The sequence below is a fragment of the Mycobacterium interjectum genome, assembly GCF_900078675.2.
Lineage (GTDB): Bacteria > Actinomycetota > Actinomycetes > Mycobacteriales > Mycobacteriaceae > Mycobacterium > Mycobacterium interjectum.
This window is the reverse complement of record NZ_LT546237.1, coordinates 3,917,166-3,923,230: the sequence shown is the minus strand read 5'-3', so window position 1 is coordinate 3,923,230 and position 6,065 is coordinate 3,917,166. Positions and strand designations below refer to the sequence as shown.

General features: G+C 71.4%; 5 protein-coding genes and 5 pseudogenes. 1 reads left to right on the top strand and 9 read right to left on the bottom strand.

From position 1 onward, the window contains the following. From BN4348_RS60880 to BN4348_RS53355, 3 genes and pseudogenes are all read right to left on the bottom strand, one after another. Positions 1–339: pseudogene (locus BN4348_RS60880) on the bottom strand (DUF4350 domain-containing protein); the annotation flags it as partial. Beyond that, on the bottom strand, positions 339–992 hold the full coding sequence (locus BN4348_RS53360) for a DUF4129 domain-containing protein (protein WP_066916700.1): 654 nt from the start codon (positions 990–992) through the stop codon (positions 339–341). The gene BN4348_RS53360 and the pseudogene BN4348_RS60880, both read right to left, overlap by 1 nt. Positions 993–1,005: 13 nt before the next feature. Further along, positions 1,006–1,941, bottom strand: a complete 936-nt coding sequence (locus tag BN4348_RS53355) for a hypothetical protein (RefSeq protein WP_211145761.1) — start codon at positions 1,939–1,941, stop codon at positions 1,006–1,008. Here BN4348_RS53355 and BN4348_RS53345 point away from each other — a divergent pair. Further along, positions 1,940–2,404, top strand: coding sequence for a GatB/YqeY domain-containing protein (locus BN4348_RS53345; protein ID WP_066916696.1), 465 nt, complete (start codon positions 1,940–1,942; stop codon positions 2,402–2,404). The genes BN4348_RS53355 and BN4348_RS53345 overlap by 2 nt on opposite strands. A gap of 60 nt (positions 2,405–2,464) precedes the next feature. On the opposite strand, the gene BN4348_RS62960 is transcribed toward BN4348_RS53345, so the two are convergent. From BN4348_RS62960 to BN4348_RS53320, 6 genes and pseudogenes are all read right to left on the bottom strand, one after another. Then, complete coding sequence (locus BN4348_RS62960; RefSeq protein WP_407937931.1) at positions 2,465–2,602, bottom strand: SelB domain-containing protein; 138 nt, start codon at positions 2,600–2,602, stop codon at positions 2,465–2,467. 19 nt (positions 2,603–2,621) lie between these two features. Then, positions 2,622–3,529 (bottom strand): annotated as a pseudogene (locus BN4348_RS53340) (PLP-dependent cysteine synthase family protein); the annotation flags it as partial. Further along, entirely contained in the window at positions 3,526–4,485 is a 960-nt protein-coding gene (locus BN4348_RS53335; RefSeq protein ID WP_066916694.1) for a metallophosphoesterase, read from the bottom strand. The pseudogene BN4348_RS53340 and the gene BN4348_RS53335, both read right to left, overlap by 4 nt. 149 nt (positions 4,486–4,634) lie before the next feature. After that, positions 4,635–5,129: pseudogene (locus BN4348_RS53330) on the bottom strand (GTP-binding protein); the annotation flags it as partial. 112 nt (positions 5,130–5,241) lie between these two features. Next, positions 5,242–5,748 (bottom strand): annotated as a pseudogene (locus BN4348_RS62250) (hypothetical protein); the annotation flags it as partial. After that, positions 5,724–6,065: pseudogene (locus BN4348_RS53320) on the bottom strand (L-seryl-tRNA(Sec) selenium transferase); the annotation flags it as partial. The pseudogenes BN4348_RS53320 and BN4348_RS62250, both read right to left, overlap by 25 nt.

The following is a 6,065-nucleotide window of genomic DNA, read 5'->3' as shown; positions in this document are numbered from 1 at the left end:
GCCGGGGGTCTTCGCCAGCCGGTCCAGCATTGCGGTGTCGGTGAGGAATTGGCTCTGCGCCACCAGGATCTGCGCGCCGGGCCGGGCCGCGTGTTCGACGTCGGCGATGGTGTCGGCGACGACGACCTCGACGCCGCCGTCGCGCAGCAACGTCACCAGCGCGCGCGCCCCGTCGGGCAACGTCGACTCCGGATCCATCCGGTCGCCGGGCCGCGGCGCGGTCAAGTAGGCGCCGAGGCCGGCGACGGCGGCGAGCACGACGATGATGAGAACGGCCCAGGCCCATGGTCCCCAGCGCCGCGCGGCCCCGGCTGCCGGACGCGCCGTGACGGTGGCCATCAGCGCACCTGCGCCCATGCTTGGGTCGCCGCGGCCGGGCCCGCCGTCGCCGCTGTGGCCGGTGCGCGTGACCGCAGATGATCGTCGAGGGCGGCGATCATCCGGTAGGCGGCCTCGGTCCCGGGCCGCTCACCATACGTCACATCGTTGAATGCCGTTGCCGCCTGAGATAATTCGTCGGCCAGGTGGGGGAGCGCCGCGCCGGCGTCTCGGGCCAGCTCGTTGGCGGTGCGGCCCGGAGCCGGTTCCAGCACGCCGGTCTCCTCGAGCTGGCGCGCGACGGCGCGCAGCCGGTGCCGAATCGCCGCCGACCAATTCCCCTCTGCGGCATAGCTTTCGGCGGTGGCACGATGCTGGGCCGCGGTGAGCAGGGCGGCCTCGAACAGCAGGTAATCTCCACCACGGTTGGTGCGCATGGTGCGTCGGGCGATGTGGATGCCTACCACCACCGCGACCGCCAGCAGGATGAGCAGCACGGTGGTGGTGAACCATCCGCCCGGTATCTTCGCGGTCTTTTCGAGCAGCCGGTACAACAGTTCGTTGACCCACTCGGCGAATTGCCGGGCCGCGGAACCCTTGGAGTAGATCGGTTTGTTCAGCTCGATCTGTGCGGCCTGATGGGCGGCATCGCGGTCGATGTCGATGGAAGGCACGGTCAGTGGGTCCTTAAAGCGGCCGGGTCAGCCATAGGTTGTCGGTGGACTCGACCGCGTAGGGCCCGCCGGCGGCGCCGCTCTGCAGCACCAGGTCGAACGCCTCGGCCCGCATGCGGCGGTCGGTGTAGAGCAGCACGATGACACCGGCGTTGAACGGCGCGGTGATGATTTGGCCGATCGCCGTGCCGACGGCGGCGATCGCGGTGCTCAGCAGCAGCCCGCCCGTGGACGGGGTCATGGCGGCGAGCAGGACCTGGCCGCCGATGGCGAACGGCGCCGCGACGGCGTTCCCGATGAACGACGCCACGATGAAGGTCAGGGTCCGGATCCCCAACACCCGCCAGAAGCCGTTGCGGACCAGCGCGAACGATCGGGCGACCGCCTCGAAGACGGGCAGCCGCTCCAGGACGATGAGCACGGGCGCGAACAGCACCACGGTGTACAGGTAGACCAGTAACGCGATCACCACGAGCGCCAGCGGCAGGCCCAGCAGCACCGCGGGCGCCGGGCCGCCGGCCACGGCCAACAGCGCGATAGCGACCGCCACCAGCCCGAAAAGAACGGCCACCGCAGCGGCCTCCAGCAGCGCCAGCCCGAGCAACGGCAAGCCGGGGGGCGGGCCATAGCCGGGGGGCGGGCCATAGCCGGGCGGCGGGCCATAGCCGGGCGGCGGTCCATACCCGGGCGGTGGGCCGTAGCCGGGTGGTGGGCCGTAGCCGGGTGGCGCTCCGTACCCCGGCGGCACATAACCGGCCGGTGCGTACCCACCGGGTGGGGGAACAACCGGGTAACCGGGCGGCGGCGCGTTCACCGTGTGCTGAGGCCTTCGAGGCTTTCGCAGCCACCTTCGCAACCGGGCCAGTCGTTCGTCATGGGCTCCATCCTGTCGGCGGTCCGGGCATTTCACAATCTTGACCGGCGCCCCGGCGCGTAGCGTCTCAGTCATGGCGGAACTGAAATCCCGGCTGCGGGCCGACCTCACCCAGGCGATGAAGGCCCAGGACAAGTTGCGAACCGCGACCCTGCGCATGCTGCTGGCCGCGATCCAGACGGAGGAGGTCTCCGGCAAGCAGGCGCGGGAGCTCTCCGACGACGACGTCGTCAAGGTGCTGGCCAGGGAATCGCGCAAGCGAGGTGAGGCGGCCGAGATCTACACCCAAAACGGTCGCGGTGAGCTGGCCGCCAACGAGCACGCCGAGGCGCGGATCATCGACGAGTACCTGCCGACACCGCTCACCGAGGCCGAGCTGGCCGACGTCGCCGACACCGCGATCGCGCAGGTCGCCGAGGAGATCGGGGAGCGGCCGGGCATGAAGCAGATGGGACTGGTGATGAAGGCGGCCACCGCGATCGCGGCCGGCAAGGCCGACGGCGCGCGGCTGTCGGCGGCGGTGAAAGAGCGACTGTAGGGCGCCGCGCCGAAACCTATTCCCCCGCAACGTCTCTCGCGTGACTGAAGCGCGGGCCGATCAAAGGACCGTGCGGGTGCCGTCGGGGCCGCGCCTGGTGGCGTGTCGCGCGTCGAGTTGCTCCAGCAACGGCACGGCGACCCGCCGGGTGGTGCTCAGTGCGCGGCGCGCCTCGCTGACGGTGAACGGTTGGGGCAGCGTGGCGAGGACGGCGGCCGCTCGGTCCAGCGCGTCGGGTCCCAGCACCACACCGTCGGCGCTGACGTGGCGGGCCGCGGCGATCGACGCCGCGTCGGGCACCGCGACCATGCGGTCGACCACGCCGGGCAGAAATGACGGCTCGACCCGCGGCCGGCCGATGCCCTCGATCCGCGAGGACGTCGGCATCACGACGTCGTCGCGCTCCTCGGCGTAGGCGGGAAAGAACGCGGAGTTCTCCGGGTCCACGACGCACAGCCGGGTCGCGTGCCGTCGGTAGCGGATATAGCGGCCGATCGTCGCACTGGTCCCGCCGGTGCCCGCGCCGACCACGATCCACTCCGGGACGGGGTATCGCTCCTCGCCCATCTGCTCGAAGATCGACTCCGCGATGTTGTTGTTCCCGCGCCAGTCGGTGGCGCGCTCGGCGTTGGTGAACTGGTCGAGGTAGTGCCCGCCGGTGTCGTGGGCGACCCGCTCGGCCTCGGCGTACACCTGACTCGAATCCGTCACGAAATGGCAACGGCCGCCCTGTGATTCGATCAGCGCCACCTTTGCAGCGCTGGTCGATGCCGGCATCACGGCGACAAACGGCAGCCCCAGCAGGGCCGCGAAATAGGCCTCCGACACCGCCGTCGACCCCGACGACGCCTCGACAACCGTGGTGCCCTCGCCGATCCACCCGTTGCACACCGCATACAGGAACAGCGAGCGCGCCAGCCGGTGCTTGAGGCTGCCGGTGATATGCGTGCTCTCGTCCTTGAGGTACAGCGCGATGTCGACGCCCGTGTCCCAGGCCGAGGGCAGCGGGTAGCGGAGCAGGTGGGTATCGGCGCTACGCCGGGCGTCGGCCTGGATCAGCCGGATCGCGTTGTCCGTCCAGTCTCGTGGCAGGGAGCGAACCGCGATCCGCGCCCGATCGCTCAACGCACCGAAGCTGTTGGCTGCGAACGGCTCAGGTCACTGGTGGCATCGCGGTCGCCCATCGCCGTGGCGATCAGCGTCAGCAGCGTCGCCTCGGGCCTGCAGCAGAATCGCACCGGCGCGAACGGCGAGGTGCCGATGCCGGCGGACACGTGCAATTGCATGTTGGCGCCCCACCGGGACGGTCCCTTCGCGCGGGAGCGGTCCAGGCCACTGTTGGTCACCAGGGCGCCGTAGAACGGCAGGCAGAGCTGCCCGCCGTGGGTATGCCCCGCCATCACCAACTGGTAGCCGTCGGCGGCGAAGCGGTCCAGCACCCGCGGCTCGGGGGAATGGGTCAGCCCCAGTCGGAGGTTCGCGGCCGGGCTGGCAGGGCCGGCGATCGTGTCGTAGCGGTCCCGGTCAATGTGCGGGTCGTCGACGCCGGCGGCGGCGATGTGCAGGCCGGCCACCTCGAACTCGCGACGGGTGTGGGTGAGGTCGAGCCAGCCGCGCTCGGTGAACGCCGCCCGCAGGTCCTGCCAGGGCAACGGCTCGCCACGGACCCGATGCGACGGGTTGGTGAGGTAGTTCAACGGGTTCTTCAGGCGCGGCCCGAAGTAGTCGTTGCTGCCGAAGACGAAGACGCCGGGCCGCGACAGCAGGTCGCCGAGGGTCTGCACCACCGCGGGCACCGCCTTGGGGTGCGCCAGGTTGTCGCCGGTGTTGACCACCAGGTCGGGCTCCCAGGCGGCCAGCTCGCGGAGCCAGGCCTGTTTGCGGCGCTGGTTGGGCAGCATGTGGAGGTCGCTGATGTGCAGCACTCGCAGCGGCGTGGATCCCGGCGACAGGACGGGCATGGTGATCTCGCGCAGCACGAATGCATTGCGCTCGACGAACGCGGCATAGCCGATGCCGGCCACGGTCGAGCCGAGCGCGACCGCGCCGGTGCGCATCAGGACGGGCATAACTGAAGCCATGCAGGCAGCCTACTGCCGGTTGGCTTCTGGTCGCGTGTAGCTTGCGCCAACGGGGGCCGCGCGCCTAGGGGGGCGGCGGGCCTCCCGGGGGCGGCGGCGGGGCCAGCAGCGGGATCGTGATGGGCGGCAGACCGGGGATCTCGACGACCGGGGTCCGGGGGCGGCAGCCGGTCGGTCAGCGCCAGCAGTTCGGCGCGCACCCGATCCAGGTCGGTGCCGATCACGACGGGCACGCCGGCCAGGGGCGTGGCGGCCAGACGCTCGGACACCTGCGCGACCGCCGGACCGGGATCGGCGAGGTCGGCCTTGCTGATCACCACCAGCCCGTGGCGCACCCCGAGGGCCTCCAGCGCCGCCAGGTGCTCTTCGGACTGTGGCATCCAGCCCTCGGTGGCCGCCACCACGAACACGACGGCCGGGACGGCACCCACCCCGGCCAGCATGTTGGCCACGAATCGCGCGTGGCCCGGCACGTCGACGAACGCCAGCTGACGCCCACCGAATTCGGTCCAGGCGAAGCCCAGGTCGATCGTCAGACCGCGGCGTTGCTCCTCGGCCAGCCGGTCCGGCCACATGCCGGTCAGGCGGTGCAGCAGGGTCGACTTGCCGTGGTCGACGTGCCCCGCGGTGGCTAGGACGAACATGCCAGCACCGCCGCCGCCAGCCGCGCGTCGTCCTCCGGCGCAACGGTGCGCAGGTCCAGCAGGCACCGGCCGGCCTCGATGCGACCGACGACCGGCGGGCTGCTGGCGCGCNGATGGTGATCGGCGATCCGAACACCGCCCGGCCCACGATGACGGTGAGCATGCCGGACAGCAGCATGCCGCCGAGCCAGGTGACCAGCATCCCGGCGGCCATCGACGCCATCCAGGCGCCCACGATGCCGCCGCTCAGCTCGTTGGAGCGCGCGATCGTGACCCTGCCGTAGGCGGCCAACGGGCCGAACGTCGCCGCCAGCGAGATCAGCTGCATGAGCACGACCACCATCGCGGTCAGTCCCAGTGTCGCCCGGGGGTTGGCCCGGACGTAGCCGACCGCGCCGTTGAAGATGTCGCTGAGCGTCAGGGGGCGCAGCGGGATGATCCCGGGTTTGATTGCTCCGGGAACCAACTGCGGCGCACCGTAGCGCGCCCCGTAACCGGGCGGCGGGCCATAGCCGGGGGGCGGGCCATAGCCGGGGGGCGGGCCATAGCCGGGCGGCGGGCCATAGCCGGGCGGCGGTCCATACCCGGGCGGTGGNTCGGCCAACTCCGCCACACTCACCGCCGAGGTGAACCCGGTGACGTGGAAGTTCGACGGATGCACCTTCAGCACGAACCCGGTCTCCGGCCCGATCGCGTCGGTGTAGTCGCGCGGGCTGGTGCGGTTGGTGGTGCCGACCTCGCGCAGCCGCGATCCGGTGGACGCCAGCAGCTCGGGGATGCGGAACCCGTCGCCGATTTCGACGAGCTCGCCGCGGCTGAGCACGATCTCCTTGCCCGGCGCCAGCGTGACGGCGGCCAGCAGCAGCGCGGCGGCGTTGTTGTTCACCACGTGCACGCCGCCCGCGGCGGGCACCGCCCGGGCCAGCGCGGCCAGCG